Below are 21,128 nucleotides of genomic sequence, written 5' to 3'. Positions count from 1 at the left end.
GTCGTGCTGATGAGGGCGGTACGTGCGGTGGTGGGGGTCAATGCGGCTCACACCTGCGCGGGGGACGGGGCTTGCGCCGGATTCGCCGTCTTGGCGGGCGAAGGTTCGGGACGGCGTACGGCGATCAGCCCGAAGACCGTCGCCAGCAGCGACCCCATGGCCACCACGGGCCAGACGAGACCGTCCAGCCGGAGGAAGAGCCAGCTGCCGATCATCGGACCCACGGCGGTGCCCAGACCGAACATGAACTGGAAGCTGCCGATGTACCGGGAGCGCAGTCGCGCCGGGCCCGCGGTCGCCGGATAGGCGAACACCGCCGGGCCGCCGACGATCTCGCCGATCGACCAGATGAGCGTGCCGACGATCACGGCGGCGGGTCCGATGGGCAGACCGTAGAAGGCCACGCCGGCACCGACCAGGGCGAATCCCAGACCGATCGTCACCTTCAGCGGCCACTCCTGCGAGAGCTTGGTGAGCAGCAGCTCGAAGGCGATGACGATGAACCCGTTGAGGGAGACGGCGAAGGTGTACCAGAAGAGCGCCAGCCCCTCGTCCTTCATGTACAGCGGCAAAGTGGACAGGTACTGCATGTACACGGCCGCGTGGCAGAAGGCAGCGATCAGGTACAGCAGGTACCGGCGGTCACGGATCACCGCCGCGTAGCCGCCCGGCGCCCCGTCCGGGTCCGCCGCGGCAGCGGCCGGGGCGGCACCGACCCGGGCCGGCAGTGTCGCCCACGCGAACACCGCGTACACCAGGGCGATCACGGCCTCGCCCCAGAACAGCAGGGTGTACCCGTGGCCGCCCGCGTTGTAGAGGGCGAAGCCGACCAGCGGTGCGGCCGTCGCGCCCAGGTTGAGCCCGAAGCGGTACATCGCGAAGATCATGACCTGCCGGTTCTCGGCGGTCAGTTCGGCCAGCAGTGTCGCCGAAGCCGGCCGGAAGAGCTGGGAGCCGAGGCTCACCAGGGCGATCGCGGCGAGCAGCGCCGGGAAGCTCGGCACGTAGAGCAGAGCGGCGGTGAGCACGCTGGTGCTGCCCATCGAGACGACCGTGGCGTTGCGTACGCCCATCCGGTCCGCCAGGGTGCCGCCGATCAGCGAGCCGGCGACGGCCCCCGCCCCGTAGACGCCGAGGGCCAGGACGGTGCTGCCGTCGGAGTAGCCCTTGGCGGTGAGGAACAGGACGAGGAAGACCTGGAGGAAGCCGCTGAGGCGGTTGACCAGGACCCCGGCGAGGACGGTCTTCACCGGGAGCGGGGCCTCACGGAAGGTGCCCCAGACGGTGGCCCGTCGCGCCTTCTCCTCCTCGCCGGTGCCGGTGCCGGTGCCGGTGCCGGCGTCCGCAGTCTCGGTGACGGTGTCAGAGGCCATGTCCGTCCACCGTCCCCACGGTCAGCGTCACCGCGGCGCGGACCCGGCGCTCCAGGTCGTCCAGCTCCCCGGCGGAGGGGGCGTCGATGAGGAAGGTGACCGCCCGGTCGTCGGAGCTGGCCAGCGGGGACAGCTCGGCACCCTTCTCCTTCAGCACCAGTACCGCGCGCAGCGCGGCCGGCTCGCCGGCGGCGCCCGGGGTGATCTCCGGCCAGATCCCGCCCTCGCCGACCCAGACGGGGGTGATCCCCGGCCAGTCGACGGAGACGTTCTCCAGGGTGCCGGGTGTGTGGTCCAGGTAGACCTGGCGGGTCCAGCGGCGCGGCGCCGGGTAGTCGGCGGGCTCGCCCAGCGCGATCTTGACGATCTCGGGCTCCAGGGGCCGGCCGGTGGCCAGGTGGTACAGCGCGAGCAGACCGTCACCAGGCGTCCGGGCGGCGACCTCCATCAGGTAAGGCCGCCCGTCCACGCCCGTCCGCCACTCGGCGTGGGCGATGCCGTCACGGAAGCCGAGGGTCTGCAGCAACCGCCGGTTGGCGTCCAGCAGTCCGTCGTCCACGCCGGGGCGGGCGCTCGGGACCGAGTGGGACAGTTCCACGAAGGAGCGGGCGTCCGACTCGGTGGTCTCCTTGCTCGTGACCGAGGCGAAGACGATCTCGCCGCCCTGCACCAGGCTCTCGACCGAGTACTCGTGGCCCTCGATCTTCTGCTCGACCAGCAGGGTCTCGTACTCGGGGTAGCCGGCCAGCTCGGCCCGCAGCTCCGCCGCGTCCGCGACGGTCACCACACCCGAACTGGAGTGGCGGGTGGCGGGCTTGGCCACCACCGGGTACGGCAGCCCGTCGAGGGCGGTGTCCTCGCGCTCCCCCGGCGGGATCACCAGGGAGGCAGGGCTGAACTCGTCCAGGTACCAGCGCTGCAGGTACTTGCTGCGGCAGGCGCGGGTCGCCCGCAGTCCTGGGCCCCGCAGGCCGAGCGCGTCGCCCAGCAGGCCGGTCGGCTCCACCAGCGTCTCGCCGACCGCGTACGCCCCGACGATCGTGTACTTCTGCCTCCAGACGCGGGCGCGGGCGATGAAGCCCGGCAGGAACGATCCCTCCTGGTCGAGGGAGCCGTCCACGAAGGCGATGCCGTCGAGGAGGGACGCCGGGTGGTCCGGGTCCTTGCGGGCGGCTTCAGCGGCCTCACGGTAGCCCGCCGGGGTGATGAGCAGGATCTTCAGGCCCCGCGCGGCAAGCTCCGCCAGGTAGCGGGGGTTACGGCACACGACCCAGAAGGCACCGGTGAGGACGAAGGCCTCGGGCGCGCCCTCGGAACCGGCCTCCACAGCGGGTTCGGGGTCAGTTGCGGCGGTCATGCGTCGGCTCCTCGAGGGGTGGGGACGGTTTCGGCGAACGCGCTGCCCAGGCCGTTGGAGTCCAGGAACGCCATCCAGGGGGCGGCCTCCTCGCCGGACTGGCCGGCGCGGTGCAGACCGGGGGGCAGCGCCCCGGCCAGCAGCCGGGTGACTCCGTAGGCGACCGGCAGCGACACGGCGCGGGCCATCGCGCTCTCCGACCGCTCGCCCGTCAGGTCCATCAGGTACGAGCCCTGCCAGCGCTTCCCGTCCGAGGCGCGCACGTCCAGCGCGACGGAGAGCACCACGCGGTCGCGGTCGGCCTCGGTGGTCGGGTGGCGTTCGGCCAGCTCCTTGGCGAGCCGGCGGACCTCTGCCTGGTCACCGGAGCCCACCACGCGGAAGACCGGTTCCCAGGCGTCGCGCCAGCCGGCGTTGCGCAGGGTGCCGCGGACGAAGGTACGCAGACGCCAGCCTTCGGGGATGGCGTACTGGGACACGAAGGGCACGCTGTCGCGGTTGGGGTAGACCTCGAAGTCCTCGGCGCCCAGGCGGTAGGCCGCGGTGGCCTCCCACGGGCGCTGGGCGGTGCTCTCGACGCCCCCGGCGATATGGCGCGCGGCGGAGCCAAGAGCCGCGAGTACGCCGTACGGCGCCCAGCTGAAGCGGTAGCGGAACTCGTTGGGAACGGCCGGGATGCCGCCGCAGTAGGAGGTGAAGTCGACCGACTCGGCGGTGTCCCCGATCGCCTCACGGGCTCTTGAGACCAGCAGATGGGCCATCAGGTGGTCGATTCCCGGGTCGAGTCCGGCCTCGGTCAGCACCACGACGCCCACCTCGGCGGCACGCTCCGCGAGCTCGGCGATCTCCTCGGAGACGTAGCTCGTGCAGGCGAAGTGGGCCCGGCGGTCGATGGCGAGGCGCAGCAGACGCGGGTGTTCGGCGGCGGGCAGCATCGACACGATCACGTCCCCGGCACCCACCTCGGCTTCCAGGGCCCCGTCCGTCAGGGCCCGTACCCCGGCGCGGCCGGTCAGGTCCAGGGCGGCGAGCCGGTCGGCGGCGCGCTCGGCCGTACGGTCCCACAGCACGACCCGGTCGGCCTGTGCGCACAGCAGCCCGAGGCCGCTGCGGCCGGTCGAGAGGCCGGTGCCTATCCAGTGGACGGTGCCGCTCGCGGGCACCGGGGCAGGCGATATCCGGTCAGCGGGCATCGGCGTACTCCTTGCGTTCGTCGTCGTCCGCACGGTCCCCGGCGGATTCGCCGTTCCCGGTCCCGGCGACGGCGGTCTCGAAGACGCCCAGGCAGCGCGCCCAGACCGGATCCGCCCCGCCCAGGTTTGCCAGCAGGGGCCACAGCTCCGCCGAGAAGGCGCGGCTGGCCTCCACCGGAAGCAGCGAGGGCAGATTGTCGATGGCGATGAGGTCGGCCGGCCGGTCGCCTTCGCGCAGGCGGCGTACCGGCCGGTCCCAGTCGGTGAGTTCGGTGTAGACCGGCAGGACGTTGCACGCCGAGGTCACGTCACAGGTGACGTCCGATACCACGGAGAGGCGCCGGGGGCCGTCGAGGTCCGCGTGGGTCAGGAACGGCGGCGTGGGCCGGTTCATCAGGACGGTGTTGACGAGGATGTCGTGGTCGAGCAGGGCCGCGCGGTCCAGCGTGGCCGTCTCCGCGATGTCCCACCGGGTGGGGGTGAGTCCGGCCTTGGCCAGGGCGTCGCACGCGCCGCGGCCGCTGCGGCCGAGGGCGCCGATCACCAGCGCGCTCCCGTTCTCACCGGGCTCGTTCAGCAGGGCGTCCAGCGCGTCAAGGCCGGTCGGGGTCAGCGGGGTCCGCAGCCGCCCGCGCCGGTGCAGTACGGCCAGCGCCGCTCCGACGTAGCCCGCCCAGTAGCCGAAGGCCGCCAGCCGCCGGCCGGTGTCGTCGGTCAGGTACTCCAGGTCGAGGAGCGAGCCGCCGCCCGCCGTGAACCGGGCGAGCAACTCGCTCGCGCCGGTCTGTCCCTTGTAGGCGTGGCCGAAGTAGATGTGACGGTGGGTCAGTTCCGCGGGGCCGTCAGGGAGCTCCTTGAGGCCCAGGACGTGAGCACCGCCAGGCGCATCGGTCCAGCTGCCCGCCGGGGCTGCGTGGCAGCCCGCGGCGAGGTAGTCGTCGAGGGGGAAGGCGCGCTGCGCCGACTCCTCCACGGTGATCTCGACGCCCTGGGCCACCAGGCGCGCGGCATCCTCGGGGACGAGGGGCGCGCGGCGCTCGCTCGGCCGGGATTCCGCCCGCATCCAAAGGTGCGGATTATTCGACATCGATGCCATTTCTCCCTCATGAGAAGAACTGCCGACTTGCGGCGATAAGTTCGGTGAAAATGGGCAGGCGGTAGCCTTGTGTGTGCTCACTGCGCCGGGCGGGTCGCGCCGCTACAGCACCGGGATCCGGGCGTTGGCCAGCCGCCGGTACGTCACTTCGGCCGGCCCGGACGACAGCCGCGCCGGGTCGAACCCGGAGTCCAGCAGCGTCCCGACGACCGCCCCGGCTATCGCCACCGCCAGGCTCCCTCCGGGACACCGGTGGGCGGCGGCGCCGAAGGTGAAGACCACCGGCGCCTCGCGGCCGGGCCGGAAGGCGTGCGGATCGGGGTTGACCGCCGGGTCCCGGTTGGCGGCGGCGAGCAGCACCAGCACCTGCTCGCCCGGCGCGACCTCGGCAGCACCGTGCCGGAACGGCTCGGCGGCGAAGCGGCGGGTGTTCTGGATCGGCGCGTCGTGCCGGGCCACCTCCCGTACGAACCGCTCCCACGCGGCAGGGGTCTTCGGGGTCTCCTCACCCCGGGCCAGCGCGAGCAGCGTGTTCCCGATCAGCCCGGCCGTGGCGTCGTACGTCTGGGACAGGAACCCGACCGCGTTGGCCAGCAGCGGAGCCGTCCGGGTCCAGGAGGCCTCCCGTGCCGCCCGTACGAGCCCGGCGAGCAGCCCGTTCCCGGCGGCCTCCGCGTGTTCGAGACCGGGGCCGAGCAACTCCTGGAGCCGGGCCGCGGCAAGCGCCGCCGCAGCCTGCTGCTCCGGGGTGGCCAGGGCGGGGATGCACTGGACGAAATCGCCGATCAGCCGGGCGGCCTCCGCCGAGCCGTCCGCGTCGAGCCCGCACAGGGCCGCCACGACCCGTGCGGGGACGGCGAACATCAGCTCCTCGAAGGGGACTTCGCCGCCCGTCCCGAGAGATGCCCGGGTCTGCTCGGCGGCCAGCCGGGCGGCGTGCACGGGGTCGGCGGTCCCCAGCGCCTCGACGACCACACCCTTCAGGTGCTGCTGGAGGCCCCCGTCGGTCATCCGCACCAGATCCCCGAACACCTCACCGGCGGGGGTGCCGACGATTCCGGCGGGCACCGGCTCGGCCACCGGACGGACCCGCAGGGCGGCGGAGCCCAGCACGGCGCGCACCGCCGCAGCGTCCGCCGCGACCCAGGCGTTCAGGGCCGGGTCGAAGGCGAAGGGGCGCTCGGCCACCAGCGCCGCGTAGCCGGGGTACGGGTCCGCCAGCCTGACCGCTTCGATCGGGTTGGTCACCTGTGTGCTCCTTGCTGGGTGTTCGGCATGTCGGTGCCTTGGGGTGGGGGAGGTGGCGTCGCTGAGGGAAGGGTGCGTCAGAGATAGCGGGCGGGGAGCGCGGCGCGCCGGGCGTCGAGGGTGCCCGCGATCGTCAGCCGCATGACCTCCGAGGTGCCCTCGTATATCCGCAGGGAACGGATCTGCCGGTACAGGCGCTCGGTGACGCTGTCCGCGACCACACCCGCCGCGCCGAGCAACTGCACGGCGGAGTCGACGACGTGCTGGGCTTCCTCGGTGGCGTACAGCTTGGCGATGCTCGAATGCCGGGCGAAGCGCCTGCTGCCGTGGTCGGTCTCCCAGCCTGCCCGCGCCACCAGCAGGGCGGCCGCGTTGAGCCGGACGTCCATCTCGGCCAGGGACGCCTTGGTCAGCTGGAGGTCGACCAGTTTCTCGTTGCCGATCCGGCGGGTGCGGGCGTGGGCCAGCGCCGTGTCGGCGGCCCGGCGGGCGAACCCGAGCGCCGCGGCGCCGACCGTCATCCGGAACCGCTCCAGCAGGTCCATGGCGATGACGAAACCCCTGCCCGGCTTGCCCAGTACAGCCTCCCGGGGCACCCGGCAGTTCTCGAAGGAGAGATGGGCGAAGGCGCGCGGGGCGACCGCGTCCAGGCGTTCGTGGACCTGTAGACCGCGGGAGCCGGCAGGGACGAGGAACGCGGTGAGCCCCAGCGGGCCGGGGCCCTCGCCGGTGCGGGCGATGACGACGTACACGTCCGCGATCCCGGCGTTGGCGATCCACGCCTTCTGCCCGTTCAGGACGTAGCCGCCGTCCTCGTCGCGCTCGGCCCGCAGTCCGACCGAGGCGATGTCCGAACCCGCCTCGTGCTCGGAGACCGCGAACGCGCCGATGAGCGAACCCTCGGCCATCCGTGACAGGTAGTTCTCCTTCTGCTCCTCGCTGCCGTACCGGATGATCGGCGTGGCGGCGAGGGCCTGGATGGAGAAGGCGAAGTCGGCCAGGTCCTCGGCGTAGGCGAGCGCCTCACGCATCAGGCAGATGCTGCGGAAGTCACCGGGGAGGCCGCCGGGCGCGGTCCGAGGGTCCAGGAAGGAGAGCCAGCCGTCCTCGCCGAGCTCCCGTACCAGACGCCGTCCGGCCTTCTCCGGGTCCTGCCGGCGGACCTCCTTCCACAGCGGGGCGCGGCCGTCGCACCAGGTGCCGATGGCGTTCGCGAGGCGGCGGTGCCCGTCGTCGTAGAAGGGGAGGGCCAGGATTTCCTGGTCGAAGGCGCTGGTGAGTTCCAAGGCAGTTCTCCGTGCGAGGGGGCGGACATCGGCGGGTACGGCATCAGGCGTCAGGCGTCAGGCGTCAGATGAGCAGGCCGGCATCTTCCTCGGCGGGAGTGGCGGCCGGTTGCCCGGCACTGACCTGAGCGACCAGCTTGTGCTCGACGAAGTAGGCGAAGGAGGCGTAGCCGCGCCAGATGCGGCGCCACTCCCGCTGGACGGCTTCCTCCCCGGAGTTGCGCCGGATGCCGTCGAGGTAGGAGACGATGATGTCGGCCGACTGCCGGGCGTGCCCGGCGGAGAAATTGTCGATCGACAGGTGTGCCTGCTCGTAGCCCGCGTCGAGGTTGTGGCGGCGCAGCTTCTGTATCTCGTGGAGCCGCATCGCTCCGAGCCCGAACATCTCGATGCCCAGGTTGTAGCCGAGGATCTCGTTGTAGAGGGTGTCGGGGAAGAGCGCCAGGCACACCTGGTGGATGGAGAACCCGTAGAGCCCGTCCGGTAGATCGCCCTGCTCCAGGAACTCGTCCTGGCGGATGTGCGGCAGGTGGATGTCCATGCTGGCCAGCACCTGGTGGATGAGCGTGATGTGGTTCTTGTCGAGGTCGCCGCGGCCCATCTCGTCGGCGTAGATGGAGAACAGCATGTGGTCGCTCTGCCGGTGGTTGCGGCCGAGGTTGCCGATGCGCTGGGCCCAGGTGCCGTCGATCAGGCTGCCGAGGGCGAAGGTGCTCTGCTCGAAGATCACGGTGTCCCGGTCGGGGATCTCGGTGAGGGGCTGGTACGGGTCCACCAGCTTGTCCCAGTAGATCGCGTCGACGCGCGCCATCAGCGCCTCGGGCGTGTAGTCGAAGTACTCGGCATCGGTGAGGGTGCCGCCCGATCCATGGGCGAACAGCAGTTCCGCGTCGGCGAGGTTGGCTTCGGCCCGGTCCCGGGCGGTCCCCAGGATGTGGGGGAACTGCTCGATGTTGACCACACGGTGGAACAGCTGCCGGTCGTCCAGGCCGGCCGGGGCCTCGGCGAGGACCGTGTCGTCCGGGTCGCTGCCGCGCAGCGCCTCGGCCCACGCCAGGGCCTGGCCGTCGCCGGCGGTGTTCGGCCGGAAGTCGAGGTCCGCCGGCTCACCCGCCGCGATGGCCTGCGCCCACTGGGTGAACACGGCCGCCTCGTACTCGTCGAAGATGCCGAACATCGGCCCGCCGAACTTGATGGACCGCAGGAACCGGCACACGCCCTCGCGGGCGGGCTTCATCTGCCTGGCCTCGCGGAACTGGCCGACGAAGGCCGCCAGATCCATGTTCTCGTCGTCGAGCCACTCCGACAGCCGCCGGTCGCCGAGACGCACACTGCGATGCTGGCGGCCCGCGTACGGCGCGTGCCGGGCCACGATCCGCCCGACCTTGGCGTCCAGGGACAGTCCGTCGTGCCAGTCGGCCAGCTCGCCGAGGAGTGCGGTGTGTTCCTGCTCCAGGCGCAGCACCAGCTCGATCGAGGCGGTCATCCGCTGCCGGTCCCGTGCGCCGGTCGGCGAGCTCTCGGTCAGCCTGAGGTATTCGGCGAGGAGCGCACGGGCCTGTGCCTCGGCCAGGAAGGGAGTGTCCGTACCCAGCAGCAGATCGTCGACGCCCAGGGCGTTCACGGCGTAGTGCACGCCCACCACTTCGGGCAGGAACGACGCGGGCAGCCGGGAGAGCGCGAGGTAGAAGGAGGCGTGCAGCGCGGTCAGCGGGCGCGCCTCGGTCTCCTTCAGGAAGTCCGCGGTCTCGATCCCGGGCAGGTGCACCTCGAGCTCGGCGAGCGTCCGCCGCCGCCGGGCGAGCAGCCCGCGCTCGGGGGTGCCCTCGCCCTGCAAGAAGAAGTGCTGGCCGAAGAGCTGGTTGACGATGACCGACGGTTGGGTGGCGGTCTGCGAGACATCGTCCAGCCAGCAGCCGGCGAGCAGCATGAGGGGTGCGCGCTGGCGCAGGACGAGGCGGTACGTCTGCGGGCCGCGCTCGCGCAGGCCGGCGAGGGCCGGTTCGATGGCGGTGCGGGCCCGCCGGACGCGGGCGGCGATCGCGTCGGCGTCCGTAGGGGCCTCGTCCTCGGCCGCGGGGAGGAAGGCGTGCAGGGTCCGGCGGGCGACGAGGCGGGTCGTCTCGCTCTCCTGGTCGTCGAGGAGTTGCCGGAAGATGCCGGCGGGTCCGGCCTCGATGACCGCGGCGGCGTCCTCGGCGGCCTTCGGGCTGAACCGGAAGGCCGCGCGGGGCAGGGAAGTGGTCAGGTCCGGAAGGGGAAATCCGGTGTGCGCGTTCATCAGGACTCCGGGGTTTCGTCGCTCGTCGGCTGCTGGGCGGCGGAGAGTTTGCGCAGGAGTACGCCGACCCGTACGCCCGGCACGCTCGACGCCAGGAGGTAGTGACCGCCGTCGCGCAGCTGTCCCGCCTCGTCGCGGTCCACGAGGTTGATCAGGGGGTCGGCCGCGAAGCAGTGTCCGACGCGGGGGATGTTGTCCAGGAACAACTGCCCGGCGCTGAATCCGGCCTGGCGCTCCTTCAGCACGACGATCGGCTTGAAGAGGTTCGGGTGCAGTACGCCGTCGACGTGCTTGAGGGTCAGATCGAGCGGCGTGAGGATGCGGTCGTTGACCACCCGGGCCAGGTCCGAGCTGATCTCGTTGGACCAGCCGAGCGAGGGCGGGTCTTGGGCGGAGGCCCCGCCGAGGATCTCGTACGCGTTTTCTCCGTATGGCCGGGCGCTCACCAGGCAGGCAGCCGAACCGTCACTGAACAGGGCGAAGTTCTCCATCCGGATCGCCTCGTCCGAGATCCGGTCGGTGGTGACGACCAGCACCGTGTGATGCTGCCCGGAGGCCACCAGCGCCTGTGCCAGGCGCAGTCCGACGAGCAGATTGGTGCAGCGGTTCAGGGTGATGCCGGTGAAAGCGGCATCACCCAGCCCGAGGCCGGTCATGACCGCCTGTACGAAGCCCCCGTGGGTGCGGGGGCCGCCGGGAAACCGGGTCGAGCAGAGGATCAGGGCGTCGACCTGGCCGGGCTCTGCCCCAGCTGCGGCGAGTGTCGCCCGGCCGCTTTCCACGGCCAGCGTCTCCAGGTTCTTGCCGGTGCGGTGGATCGTTCCCCAGCCCCACAGCGAGGCCTTGGCCGGCATGCGCAGCTCGGCGGCGCGCGCGGTCAGATTCGCCATGGACGTGTGGTCGGCCGGGTTCTCGCCGAGGACGTAGCGGGGGGCGGACAGATGGACGGGGGTGGCGTTCACCGTGCGGAGTCACTCTCCTGCCCGGCCGACGGGGCCGGTGTCATCATCGCGTTGGCTTCGGGGTAGGGAAGGGCGTCCGCCCCGAAGCCGAAGGTCCCGTGGGTACGGATCTCCTCGGCGGCGCGGACGACCGAACCGAGCGCCGCCCGGGCCAGCGCCGAGCCGACGCTGATCCGTCGTGCGCCGAGTTCGCCGAGCTCCGCCACGGACAGCGGCAGGGCGGGCGAACCCATCAGGACGTTGACCGGGCGCCGGACGGCGGCACACACTGCGCGCACCGCCTCCGCATCCGGGAGGCCCGGCGCGTAGAGGACATCGGCGCCCGCGGCCTCGTACGCCCGCAGTCGGCGGATGGTGTCCGCCAGGTCGGACCGGCCCTGGAAGAAGTTCTCGGCGCGGGCCGTCACGGTGAAGGGGAAGTCGAGCTCCCGGGCGGCGGCGACAGCCGCGGCCACGCGTTCCACGGCTTCCTCCAGGGGACGTACGGGGTCGTCGGCCCGGCCCGTGGAGTCCTCGATCGAGCCTCCGACCAGGCCCGCTGCGGCGGCGAGCCGAATGGTCTCGGCCACGTCCCGCGGCGTGTCACCGAAACCGCTCTCCAGGTCGGCGGAGACCGGCAGATGCGTCGCTGCCACGATCTCCGCGGCGTTGGCGAGGATCTCAAGCCTGCCCACCAGGTTCGTGCCGTCCGGCCGGCCGAGGCGGTAGGCCAGCCCCGCACCGGTGGTGGCGAGCGCGGCGAAGCCGAGTCCGGTCAGCAGCCGCGCGGTTCCCGCGTCCCACGGGTTGGGGACGACGAAGGGCTCGGTGCCCTGGTGGAGCCGGCGGAAGGCGAGGGCGCGGGCGCGCTGATCGGCGGGGTCTACGGAAGGGGCAACGGGCAGGTTCACGGATGGAGTTCCTCTGTGGCGCTGGTGTCGTACGGTTCCGGCACGTTCAGATGAGTTCGACGTGCCAGTCGCCAGGCTGCCCGGCTCCGGGCGCTGCGGGCAGGAGCGACCGCAGGATGTCGGTGACGGTCCGGGAGCGGCCGTCGAAGTAGAAGTGGCCGCCCTCGGCCCGGTGCCGGACCGGCGGCCGGAGGCATTCCCGTTCCCAGGACTGCAGCCCGGCCTCGCTGATGTGCGGGTCGTCCGTACCGTTGATCAAGGTCACCGGTACGGACAGGGGTGCGGCCGGCCGGTACGCGTACCCGGCGACCATGCGGAAGTCGGCGCGCAGGTTCGGCAGGAGCAGCTCCTGCAGGGATTCGTCGGCCATGACCTCCGGCGGCAGTCCGCCGAAGAAGCCCACGGCCTCCGTGAACTCCCGGCCTTCCAGCCGGGCGGCCTCCACGACCCGCCGGGTGGGCAGCAGGGAGGGGGCGGAGCAGCCGGAGGCGACCAGGTGGCGGAAGTCCGGCAGGTGACCGATGCGCCGTGCGACCTCGAAGGCGAGCACCGCGCCGAAGCTGTGTCCGAAGAGGACGAAGGGGCGGTCGGCGGTGGCGGAGATCTCGTGCGCCACCGCGTCGGCGAGTTCCGCGACATCGGTGAGCGCGGGCTCCCGGTAGCGGTTGCCGCGTCCCGGCGGGCAGAGCCCGGCGATCTCGGCCACGCCCGCCAGGTCCGACTGCCAGCCGAGGAAGGAGCGCGGGTTACCGCCCGCGTGCGGGAAGCAGTAGACACGTGCGGCGGGCCCCGGCTCGGATTCCGTCCCGTCACACATGAACCAGGGGGAAGAGCTCACTGGAACGACCGTGCTCACGGGGTCACCTTGGGCTTGGTCGAATTCCAGCCAACATCGGCCAGAATTTTCACATCACCCGATGTCCCGTGAGCGGTGCCCGTGCTCGCGGAGGACACCGCGACCCCGCCGCCGGCCAGCGTGGCCGCAATGGCTGCCGTGGCGATGCGGACCGTCAGTCGCGGCCGGAACGACGTACCGGGGCGGGAAAGGGTCGCCAACATTTCGTCAAGCCTCCAAAAGAGCGGGGCAGGTACCCGCGGACCGTTTAGTGGAGTGAAGGCGATCGCTGCGATCGGCCTTGATCACTCTCGAGTCCGGGTGGACTTTGACTCAAGCTCCGAGATGACTCGTATTCCCGCACTGCTAAAATCCGATGGATCCTAAAAGCCGCACACGGGGATGTATTGGACATTCGGTTGGCATTGCAAGACCCTTTGAGCACTCGGGAAGTGACAGGACGAGCGAGTGGGAGAATGTGAATGGAACACGGAATTCCGGATACCCCGAACGGTGTGCAGCAGCTCATGTCCGAGCACCTGCAGGCGCTCTCCCGGCTTGTCGCGGGCGGCCTGGCCGACCCGGCCGCGGCACCGGCACCGCCCGCGGCACCGGCGGCGAAGGCTCCCCCCGACATCCGGATCCGCTATCACCACGGGCTCGAAGCCATTGGCGCCGCCATCGACGAGGCACTCGCCGATGCGCGCAAGGAGATCCTGACCGCTCAGCCCGACGGGCCGCGCCCAGGGCCGGTTCTTGACGAGGCCCTCGAATCCGTACGCCGCCAGATAGCGGGGGGCATTGCGATGCGCACCCTGTATCAGCACACCACGCGATTCGACGAAGCGACCAAGAATTACGTGCGGACCGTCTCCGATTATGGAGTCCAGGTCCGCACCCTGGCCGAATTCTTTGACCGGATGATCATCGTCGACGAAAGCGTCGCGTTCATTTCTGCGAATGAAACCCGTACCAACGCCATAGCCATCAGGGAGCCCGCCATCGTGCGCTTCCTCAAAGACATATTCGAGCGTTCCTGGGATCGGGCGAATCCCTTCCCCTTCGTTTCGACACATGCCACGAGGGCGGCCGAGCAGGTCATCCCATCACTCCGGAACTCCATCAGCAAACTGCTCGTCTCGGGCTACCCCGACAAGCAGATCGCACGCCGGCTCGGTATCAGCGAGAGATCACTGCAAGGGCATATCGCGGCGATGAAACAGGAACTGGGCGCGCACACCAGAATTCAGTTCGGCTATGAACTGGGCAGAAATGAGACCACGCTCATCCTGTGAGACGGCAGGCATCGAGGAGTAGGCGCGAGAAGCGGGTACGAAAAACAGGGGCGGGGACATCATGTCCCCGCCCCTGTCCGTGTCGCCTCCGGTCCTGCCGACCTCGGCGAGTCACCTCAGCGTGCTGTCTCCACGCTGGCCGCCGGTTCTGCGGTCTCCTCGGGTCCGCGCCTGCGGAAGCCGGGCATCCGGGATACGGCCACGCCACCCAGGCAGATGGCACCGCCGAGGAGTGTGACCCAGCCCGGCACCTCGTCCAGGGCGAGCCAGGAAATGAGGATCACCACGGCGGGCACCGCGTAGGTGGTCGCCCCCATCTTCCCGGCGGTGGTCCGCGACAGCGCGTAGGCCCAGGTGGTGAAGGCCAGTGCCGTGGGGAACAGCCCCAGGTAGACGACATTGAGCGTGGCCGACACAGGCGCCCGGGACAGGTCCGACACCAGCTGCCCGCTGAACGGCAGACACGCGACGGCGCCGATCAGACAGCCGTACGTCGTCACCTGGATCGGGGTCGCATGCCGCAGCGCGGGCTTCTGCAGCACCACGCCGGCCCCGTACGCCACGGCAGCCAGCAGGCAGAGCCCCAGGCCGAGGACCGAGGACGATCCGCCGCCGGACGACGAGAAGCCGACGACGACCGCGCCGACGAACGACACGGCCATGCCGGCCAGCAGCAGCGGAGGGAATCCTTCCTTCAGGAACCAGCCGCCGAGCAGCGCGACCACCATCGGCCCCACGTTGACGACCATGGACGCCGTTCCCGCGTCCACCAGCTGCTCTCCCCAGTTCAGTACGACCATGTAGACGCCGAACCAGAGCACCCCCGATCCCACGATCCCGGGCCATGCCTTCCGCGGCGGCACTCCACCGCCCTTCGCCAACAGCAGGCAGACCAAGGCCAACGAGCCCGTCAGCAGTCGCCCCAGCGCCAGCGCTCCGGGTTCGAAATAGTCGGCGGAGGCACGAATGGATACGAAGGCAGAGGCCCAGAGCACCACAGTGACCGATGCGGCTAACAGCGCCCCTCGATCCATTCCGGAACGTCCAGATGATGAGTTCATACGAGCAACCTAGCCTGGGCCGCCGTGAACCGGTGACGTCCTCGGCAGGCGGGCGGCGGATCGTTCCAGTTCGCGGAGCATGAGTCCGACCGCCGGGACGGAGGGGGACGTCGACATGGACAGGGCCACCACCTCCCGGTGCACCGTGGGCTCCAGGCGGAGCAGCCGGATCGCCGCCGACGGCGGTCCGCCCAGGGCCAGTTCCGGCAGAACGGCGACCCCCAGGCCCGCCGCGACCAGGCCGATCACGGTCGGATAGTCGTCCGTTCGGTACTCGGCGCGCGGCTCGAAACCGGCATGCTCGCACAGCCGCAACAGATGGCGGCGACAGCGGTGGCAGCCCATGACCCAGGATTCGCCGGCCAGTTCGGCCAGTTCCACTTGGCCCGCCTCCGCGAGGCGATGTCCTTCCGGCACCAACACGACCAGAGGATCGGCGAGGAGCGGGCGGACCGCGAGGTCCTGCCACTCGCCTTGCGCATTCGCGCCCGAGCCGGGGATCTCCGGGTAGCGGAAGGCCAGGGAGATGTCGCAGTCGGCATTGCGAAGCAGGTCGATGGAGCGCGGCGGAGGCGCCTCCGCGAGAGAAACCTCTACGTCCGGATGGGCGGCGCGCATCGCGGCGATGGCAGACGGTATCAGTGCCGAAGTACCGCTCAGGAATGAGGTGAGCCGGACCCGGCCGGTGCGCAGCCCCGCGAACGCCGCCATCTCCTCCTCGGCCGCGTGGAGTCCGGCGAGCACCCCGGCCGAGTGGCGCACGAGGGCCGCACCGGCCTCGGTGACCCGTACTTCACGGCTGGTGCGGATCAGAAGCGGAGTACCCATGGCCAGTTCGAGGGATTTCATCTGCTGGCTCACGGCCGGCTGGGTACAGCTCAGCTGCCGTGCCGCGGCAGCGAAAGAGCCCGTTTGCGCAACGGCGCGCAGCGTGCGGAGATGACGCGTCTCGATCATGGGGCGAAACGTAAGCAGGAGAAATGGAATCGAGCAACTCCGCTTTAGGGCGCGGTGGTATCGGGCGTTATGCATGGATCGGCAGGTCCACAGAGTGATACAGAGGCAGTTTTACCGAGTTTTGAACATCAAGCGCGAGAGGGGGGTTCACATAAGAAGTCCTTTCGGCATCGATAAGCAAGATGATCTTGAGCGGGGCGCCTATCGGGGCAACTGGAGCAAACCGGTCAGGCGATGTGGTTCACGGTCGCCCCCGCGATGCCCTCGCTTATGGCGGCCAGCAGGTTTCCTTTGGTTGCCGGACCCACTTGATGCCGCGTACAACGACCCCATGCACGACAAGATCGCCAGCACCGTCCACGGCGCATTCGGAGAAATATTGCAGGGCTACACCGTCGGCGCGCGCGGGTTCGAGCACTTCCTCTTCACGGCGCCCGTCGAGGAGCTGAGCTGCGCAGCGCGGCTGCGACGGGCCGAGGGCCCTGGCACGCAGGCACTCACGATCAGCCCGGCCGACCGCACCAAAGCGCTCTCCGCCTTCGAGACCCTCAGCGCTGACCTGGGGTTCTCCCACGCCGGTCTCACCATCGACATCACGTCGAACATCCCCGTGGCCAAAGGACATGCGAGCTCGACCGCCGACATCCTGGCCGTCGCCCTGCTCTGCATCCAGGAGGCCCACCCGGCGACCCCCGCGCCAGTGGCGCACGCGCTCGCGCTCTCCGTGGCCCGAAGGCTCGAATACGGCGACTATCTGCTGCACCCCGGAATCGCCTCCTGCGCCCAGCGGTCGCAGACCCTGATCGCGAAATACGACACGGATCTGCGCTGGAGCATCGTCGGAGTGGACGAGGGCGGCTGGGTACGCACGGAGGAGTTCCACCGGGAAATCCCGGAGGACCCGGGGAAGGCCCGTGTCTACGAGCGGCTCTTCGCCGAACTCGACGCGGCACTCCTCGCGAATGACGGCAATGCGGCCGCGGAAATAGCGACTCTCAGCAGCGAACTGCACAATGACCGGCTCCCCAAGAAGTCCCTGGAGGACCTCATGGCGGTCAAGAAGGAATGGGGGGCCCTCGGCGTGTGCGTGGCACACAGCGGAACGGTGGCCGGGCTCATCTTCTCGCAACACCAGACGGACCACGATCTTCGTGTCGCTGAATCCCGGAGTGCACTGCATTCCCTCGGCTACGACAGCCACCTCTACACACTGAAGGAGTCGGGGCACTCATGAGCCGCGCAGTCACGACGGACTCGACGACAGAACCGGGACACGAGGTCCCGGGCCCGGTCCCGGACGCGCCGGAACCCACTGCGGAGGAAAAGCCGGGCAGCCGTGCCCGTTCGCAGCTCATGGTGCTCCTCGCGGTCTGCTGCCTGGCCCTCGGCGGTGTCTTCGTCCGGATCAGCGAGGTGGGTCCGGTGGCCACCGGCGGATACCGTTCGCTGCTTGCCGCGCCCATGCTGCTCGGCATGTCACTGGCGGCCGCCCGCCGCACGCGCGTGAACGCCACCGCCCCCACTGTCTCCGGCGCCGGCCGGCCTCGGATCGGGCGGCGGGACCAGCTCCTGATCGTCCTGGGAGGGCTGTTCCTCGCCGCCGACCTGTGCCTGTGGAACATCTCGTTCCTCTACACCTCGCTGGCCGAGGCGAATCTCCTGGCCAACCTGGTGCCGTTCATCATCGCCCCGCTCTGCTTCCTGCTCTTCGGCGACCGGCTGCCGTGGCGGCTCGCCCTGCCCGCCCTGCTCGCGCTGGCGGGCCTGTACATCCTGGTCATCCTCGGAACGGGCCTCGACCCCCAGCATCTGCGCGGTGACCTCCTCGCACTGGCCACCGCCGTGTTCTACGCGCTGTTCCTCGTCGTGGCCAAGGGGTTGCGCGAGCGCCACGAAGCCACCCGCATCATGGCCACCCTCAGCCTGGTCTGCGGCCTCGCCTGCTTCGCGGTGGCGGCCCTGCTCGGCGAGAGCATGTGGCCCACCAGCGCGAAGGGCTGGCTCGTACTGATCGCCCTCGCGGTGACCTCGCAGCTGCTCGGCCAGACCCTGATGGCACACGCCGTGAAGTTCCTGCCGCTCCAGCTCGCCGCGCTGTTCGTGCTGCTGCAGCCGGTCGCCGCGGCCGTCTACGGCCTGGTCCTGTTCGACCAGCGTCTGAGCCTGGTGCAGATGGCGGGCATCGGCGTGCTGCTCGTTTCGATCTTCTGGGCCAAGAACCTCCTGGAGGGCAAGAAGTGAACCTGGTCCACCCCTCGGCGCCGCGCCACAGCGGCCCCGATCCGTACGAACTCATCGAAGAACTCAGCCGGCTGAGCACATTGGACTGCGGCGGCTTCGAGGCCTCCGGACTGCGGCTGCGCGCGATCCACGGCAGCCCGGCCACCGAGTCCAGCTTCAAGTCGATCCTCGGCCTCGGACTGCTCCTCCTGGCCCGTGAGGAGGGACTGCTCGCCGAGGGCCAGACCGTCATCGAGTCCACGTCGGGCTCCCTCGGACTCGGACTGGCGGTGGCCGGCCGGCTGCTCGGGCACCCCGTTCACCTGGTCACCGATCCCGGCATCCCGGACATCACCCGCCGGAAGATCGAACTGGTCGGCGGGGTCCTCCACATCGCCGCGACCCCGCATCCGGTCCTCGGCAGCCAGCAGGCCCGCGACGACCTGCTGCGGAGCATCCTGTCCGAGCACCCCGACTACTACTGGACCAACCAGAACGACAGCCCGCTCAACCCGCAGGTCTACACCCGCTGGGTGGTACCGCACCTGATGGCCGCCCTCGACTTCTCCCGGATCACCGCCGGAATCTTCTGCGTCGGCAGCGGCGGCCACTTCGCCGCCCTGTCCGCGATGCTGGAGGCCAAGGGCATCCCCTCCTACGTGGCGGACCGCGAGGGTTCGATCACCTTCGGCGGCTCGCCGGCCCGGAGCATCCTGCGCGGCACCGGCAATCAGAACCGGATCCCCGCCGTGATCGACGCGGCCAGGACCCGGGTCGAGGGCGTCTACCGGGTATCCGACGCACAGGCCTGCGACGGCGTGCGGGAGCTGGCCGCCAGAGGGCTCAGCGTGGGCGGATCGTCCGGCGTCTGCTTCATGGGCGCGCGCCAACTCGCCGCGGACCTCGGCCCGTCCGCCGACGGCGAGATACTCACCTTCTTCGCCGACCGCGGCGAACTGTACGGAACGACACTGCTGAACGGAGGACGGACCGATGCTTAACCCCGCCCTGTGGAGCAAGGCTCCCGCCACGGCCCAGCTCTACCACCACGACCCGTACGCGACGACCGCGACGGCCGTCGTCCTGGCGGTCGAGGGGCACCACGCGGTCTTCGACCGTTCACTGTTCTACGCCGAGTCCGGCGGGCAGGTCGCCGACCAGGGAACCGTCGACGGACAGCGAGTGGTGGACGTACAGAAGGCGGGCGGCCGGCCCTATCAGCTGCCCAACGGTGAAGTCGCCACGATCGACTCGGTGTTCTGTCACGTGTTCGAGGAACCCTGCTCGCTCGAGGTGGGAGCGGAGGTCACCATGGAGATCGACTGGGAACGCCGCTTCCGCAACATGCAGATGCACACCCTGGCGCACTTCCTGTTCCACGCCACCGGTGAATACCTCACGGCGCACGGCCAGGCGCGCTCGACCCGCGGCTGTCACATCAGCGACAGCGCCGCACGCTTCGACTTCGGCTGTTCGATCCCCAGCGAGGCGGTGCAGGAGATCCAAGCCCGTGTCCTCGCCCTTCTCGATGCCGCCGGGGAGGCGGTCGTGACCCCCCTGCCGGGGGCCGACGACGTCTTCGTCTGGCGTTCGGGAGAGATCGAGATCCCCTGCGGCGGCACCCACGTGCGGCATCCGAAGGAGATCCTGGGCGGCATCACCGTGCGCCGCCGCACCAAGGGAAAGGGCGGCACCCGCCTCTATGTCGAGCTGGATCGCGATGCGGACTGACGACCGGCTCACGCCCGGGGACGCCCCGAGGTTCATAGCGGACGCGGACGTCCTGCGCGCCCGGCGCACTCTGAAGTGGCAGGTGGGCGCGCTCGAACCGGACCGGATCTGCCTCGGTGTCGCAGAAATGGATCTGGAGGCACCGGAGTTCCTCCGCCACGCCCTCGAACGCGCCGTGCGGGAGGGCGAGACGGGATACGGCCTCACCGGCGAGCAGGAGCAGGCCTGCGCACGCCATCTGGCCCGAGAGCACCACGCCTCCACAGCAGGACTCCGCTGCACCACCGACATACTGACCGGGCTGCGGTCACTCCTCCGGGACCAGCTGCCGCCCGGCAGCCCCGTCATCGTGGAGACACCGGTGTACGGCGACCTGTTCACGGTGATCGAAGAGGCGGGCATGCGCCCGGTGGCCGTGCCGCTGCTGCGGGACGAGGCCGGCTACCGGCACGACTTCGCCGCGCTCGAGGCTGCCGCGGCGGCCGGTGCGGGGGCCTGGATTCTGTGCCAGCCGCACAACCCGGTAGGGCGGGCCTGGAACGCCGACGAGATCACCGCGGCGCTCTCCCTCGTCCTGGAACACGATCTGCTGCTGCTCGCGAACGAAGTGCACATGCCGCTCGGACTCGCGCGGCAGCCGCGGTCCGTGTTCGCCGACCCCGCCGTGCACCGGGCCCGGGTCTTCGGCCTCACTTCGGCGTCCAAGGCATTCAACATCGCCGGCCTGAAGAGCGCCACGGTCTATGCCTCGGACCGCACGGCCGCGGCGCTCGCCGGGCTGCCGCAGAGTCTGCTCGGGCGCCCCGGAAGCTTCGGCGCCATCGCCACGGTCGCCTGCTACGAGCAGGGGACCGGATGGCTGGCCGCACTGCGTGCCGTACTCGCCGAGCGCGTGGAATCGGTCCGTACGGAACTCTCCCGGCTCCCCCTGCAGGTGGACGCCGTCGCACCCGAGGCCACCTACCTGGTGTGGGCTGGATTCCCCGAGCCGGACCAGGCGGAGCGCTTCGCCCGCGCCCTCGCCCGCGCCAGGGTCCACACGCTTCCCGGGGCCGCGTTCGGAGGCGATGCCTACGCCGGGTACTTCCGGATCAACGCCGCCAGCCATCCGGCGGTCCTGGGCGAGGCGTTCGACCGGATCGGGGCGGCGCTGTGAATGCGATCCGCCATTCATGCCCATGGGGAACATCGGGTGTGCGGCGTCGCCGAGCAGGGTGACCCGTCCGAAGCTCCGGCGCGGCAGGGGATCGCGGTCGACCATCGGGTACTCGAAGATCGCCGAGGAGCGTGCGGCGAGAGGTCGTCGCAGGGCGCCGGTGGATGCGTTGACACGGAAGAGTGTG

The 21,128-nt window shown here is 70.4% G+C and carries 19 protein-coding genes and 1 pseudogene; 6 read left to right on the top strand and 14 right to left on the bottom strand.

The genetic code is table 11. The features are described from left to right. Positions 1 to 47: 47 nt before the first annotated feature. From OHA89_RS10430 to OHA89_RS10380, 11 genes are all read right to left on the bottom strand, one after another. The gene (locus tag OHA89_RS10430; RefSeq protein WP_406365967.1) at positions 48 to 1,373 is read right to left on the bottom strand and encodes an MFS transporter; all 1,326 of its coding nucleotides are present in this window, start codon (positions 1,371 to 1,373) and stop codon (positions 48 to 50) included. Then, positions 1,363 to 2,730, bottom strand: coding sequence for an acetyl-CoA carboxylase biotin carboxylase subunit family protein (locus OHA89_RS10425; protein WP_406365965.1), 1,368 nt, complete (start codon positions 2,728 to 2,730; stop codon positions 1,363 to 1,365). Before OHA89_RS10425 ends, OHA89_RS10430 begins: the two co-directional genes overlap by 11 nt. After that, a complete protein-coding gene (locus OHA89_RS10420) occupies positions 2,727 to 3,923 on the bottom strand; it encodes a saccharopine dehydrogenase family protein (protein WP_406365963.1) in 1,197 nt (398 codons plus the stop codon). The genes OHA89_RS10425 and OHA89_RS10420 overlap by 4 nt, the downstream gene beginning before the upstream one ends. After that, positions 3,913 to 5,010 carry a saccharopine dehydrogenase gene (locus OHA89_RS10415; protein ID WP_406365961.1) on the bottom strand — a complete coding sequence of 366 codons (1,098 nt, stop codon included), beginning with the start codon at positions 5,008 to 5,010 and terminating at the stop codon, positions 3,913 to 3,915. Before OHA89_RS10415 ends, OHA89_RS10420 begins: the two co-directional genes overlap by 11 nt. Before the next feature lie 111 nt (positions 5,011 to 5,121). Further along, the gene (locus tag OHA89_RS10410) at positions 5,122 to 6,267 is read right to left on the bottom strand and encodes a hypothetical protein (protein WP_406365960.1); all 1,146 of its coding nucleotides are present in this window, start codon (positions 6,265 to 6,267) and stop codon (positions 5,122 to 5,124) included. Positions 6,268 to 6,344: 77 nt separating this feature from the next. Next, positions 6,345 to 7,553 carry an acyl-CoA dehydrogenase family protein gene (locus OHA89_RS10405; protein ID WP_406365958.1) on the bottom strand — a complete coding sequence of 403 codons (1,209 nt, stop codon included), beginning with the start codon at positions 7,551 to 7,553 and terminating at the stop codon, positions 6,345 to 6,347. Positions 7,554 to 7,617: 64 nt separating this feature from the next. Then, entirely contained in the window at positions 7,618 to 9,834 is a 2,217-nt protein-coding gene (locus OHA89_RS10400; RefSeq protein WP_406365956.1) for an iron-containing redox enzyme family protein, read from the bottom strand. Beyond that, positions 9,834 to 10,796: a 3-oxoacyl-ACP synthase gene (locus tag OHA89_RS10395; RefSeq protein WP_406365955.1), complete on the bottom strand. Its 963-nt coding sequence runs from the start codon at positions 10,794 to 10,796 to the stop codon at positions 9,834 to 9,836. The genes OHA89_RS10400 and OHA89_RS10395 overlap by 1 nt, the downstream gene beginning before the upstream one ends. Next, complete coding sequence (locus tag OHA89_RS10390; protein ID WP_266614429.1) at positions 10,793 to 11,686, bottom strand: isocitrate lyase/phosphoenolpyruvate mutase family protein; 894 nt, start codon at positions 11,684 to 11,686, stop codon at positions 10,793 to 10,795. The genes OHA89_RS10395 and OHA89_RS10390 overlap by 4 nt, the downstream gene beginning before the upstream one ends. A 46-nt stretch (positions 11,687 to 11,732) precedes the next feature. Continuing rightward, positions 11,733 to 12,524, bottom strand: a complete 792-nt coding sequence (locus OHA89_RS10385; RefSeq protein ID WP_406365953.1) for a thioesterase II family protein — start codon at positions 12,522 to 12,524, stop codon at positions 11,733 to 11,735. A 14-nt stretch (positions 12,525 to 12,538) separates the two neighbouring features. Beyond that, on the bottom strand, positions 12,539 to 12,745 hold the full coding sequence (locus OHA89_RS10380; RefSeq protein WP_257553786.1) for a hypothetical protein: 207 nt from the start codon (positions 12,743 to 12,745) through the stop codon (positions 12,539 to 12,541). 258 nt (positions 12,746 to 13,003) lie between these two features. Between OHA89_RS10380 and OHA89_RS10375 the strand changes: the two genes are divergently transcribed. Next, a complete protein-coding gene (locus OHA89_RS10375) occupies positions 13,004 to 13,816 on the top strand; it encodes a LuxR C-terminal-related transcriptional regulator (protein WP_266614425.1) in 813 nt (270 codons plus the stop codon). A gap of 116 nt (positions 13,817 to 13,932) precedes the next feature. Here the strand turns inward: OHA89_RS10375 and OHA89_RS10370 are convergent, their stop codons facing one another. Then, positions 13,933 to 14,877 (bottom strand): DMT family transporter, encoded by a 945-nt coding sequence (locus tag OHA89_RS10370; RefSeq protein WP_215142423.1) that lies wholly within the window; start codon positions 14,875 to 14,877, stop codon positions 13,933 to 13,935. Positions 14,878 to 14,886: 9 nt separating this feature from the next. After that, a complete protein-coding gene (locus OHA89_RS10365; RefSeq protein WP_266614422.1) occupies positions 14,887 to 15,834 on the bottom strand; it encodes a LysR family transcriptional regulator in 948 nt (315 codons plus the stop codon). Between the two features lie 331 nt (positions 15,835 to 16,165). Between OHA89_RS10365 and OHA89_RS10360 the strand changes: the two genes are divergently transcribed. From OHA89_RS10360 to OHA89_RS10340, 5 genes are read left to right on the top strand one after another with little or no spacing between them, the layout of a single operon-like run. Further along, a complete protein-coding gene (locus OHA89_RS10360; protein ID WP_266614420.1) occupies positions 16,166 to 17,068 on the top strand; it encodes a hypothetical protein in 903 nt (300 codons plus the stop codon). After that, a complete protein-coding gene (locus OHA89_RS10355; RefSeq protein WP_406365951.1) occupies positions 17,065 to 18,075 on the top strand; it encodes a DMT family transporter in 1,011 nt (336 codons plus the stop codon). Before OHA89_RS10360 ends, OHA89_RS10355 begins: the two co-directional genes overlap by 4 nt. Continuing rightward, positions 18,072 to 19,055, top strand: coding sequence for a pyridoxal-phosphate dependent enzyme (locus tag OHA89_RS10350; RefSeq protein WP_266614416.1), 984 nt, complete (start codon positions 18,072 to 18,074; stop codon positions 19,053 to 19,055). The genes OHA89_RS10355 and OHA89_RS10350 overlap by 4 nt, the downstream gene beginning before the upstream one ends. Then, positions 19,048 to 19,785, top strand: coding sequence for an alanyl-tRNA editing protein (locus OHA89_RS10345; RefSeq protein WP_266614414.1), 738 nt, complete (start codon positions 19,048 to 19,050; stop codon positions 19,783 to 19,785). The genes OHA89_RS10350 and OHA89_RS10345 overlap by 8 nt, the downstream gene beginning before the upstream one ends. Then, complete coding sequence (locus OHA89_RS10340; protein WP_406365949.1) at positions 19,775 to 20,941, top strand: aminotransferase class I/II-fold pyridoxal phosphate-dependent enzyme; 1,167 nt, start codon at positions 19,775 to 19,777, stop codon at positions 20,939 to 20,941. Before OHA89_RS10345 ends, OHA89_RS10340 begins: the two co-directional genes overlap by 11 nt. Here the strand turns inward: OHA89_RS10340 and OHA89_RS10335 are convergent. Further along, positions 20,939 to 21,082 (bottom strand): annotated as a pseudogene (locus OHA89_RS10335) (flavin-dependent oxidoreductase); the annotation flags it as partial. The gene OHA89_RS10340 and the pseudogene OHA89_RS10335 overlap by 3 nt on opposite strands. Between the last annotated feature and the right edge of the window lie 46 nt (positions 21,083 to 21,128).

Origin of the sequence: Streptomyces sp. NBC_01546 (genome assembly GCF_045208355.1) — a bacterium.
Classification (GTDB): domain Bacteria; phylum Actinomycetota; class Actinomycetes; order Streptomycetales; family Streptomycetaceae; genus Streptomyces.
This window is presented reverse-complemented; position numbering and strand designations above follow the sequence as displayed.